This is a genomic window from Bartonella sp. AC130YNZD (genome assembly GCF_042196865.1).
GTDB lineage: Bacteria > Pseudomonadota > Alphaproteobacteria > Rhizobiales > Rhizobiaceae > Bartonella.
Map to the genome: position 1 here is coordinate 1 of NZ_JBHIQZ010000160.1, position 670 is coordinate 670.

1 protein-coding gene is annotated in these 670 nt (G+C 44.0%); it reads right to left on the reverse strand.

The window, feature by feature from the left end:
- Positions 1–670, reverse strand: a 670-nt coding sequence (locus tag ACFINU_RS10265) for a hemagglutinin repeat-containing protein (protein WP_375667725.1), incomplete at both ends; no start/stop codon positions are given.

The window sequence follows — 670 nt, forward strand, 5'->3', positions numbered from 1 at the left end:
TGGCTGTTCTTCTGGTGAACCTCCTCACTGGAACCCTTGCCTTTACCAAAAGAAGCATTCCCCATCCACCCTGTACCACCGGTACCATAACTATACCCAACATTCATTGAAGCGCTTTGCGTGTGGTTTTCTGTGCTTTGCGTATTTTGCGCACTTTCAAAGATGATATCTTTACCTGCTCCCATGGTGATATTCCCGCTCTGTTCATCATTGCTTTGCATCGGGTTTGTACCGGCAATAATATCGGCTCCAACACCATGGATGCTACCTTTGTGGGCTTGCATATTAACAGCGCGTCCTGCTTCTATGCTATCTGTTACCGCTGTAGAGGTCTGAACAGAGGCTTCTGCCTTCTCTGTCTTAAAGCCCACGGTTACGCTAGCAGAAACATCAGCAATATCACGAATAGACTGTTTAAGGTTTCCACCTTTCATCCCATTATAAAGACCTTTGCCTTTACTATAGAGATCATAGCCTTTTAGACCAGCAATAAGACCATTGCCGATTTTGTGTTTTGTATCCCCATGACCAAAACGTTTGGCTGCATCCTTTACATCTTTTACTGTACCAAGAATGCCCACATTGACAGAGCCTGTCACACCAGCAAAAGACTTTTCATGCTTTTCTTTTGCGTTAGAGGTATCATAGCTTTCTGATAGGGTGATATTAT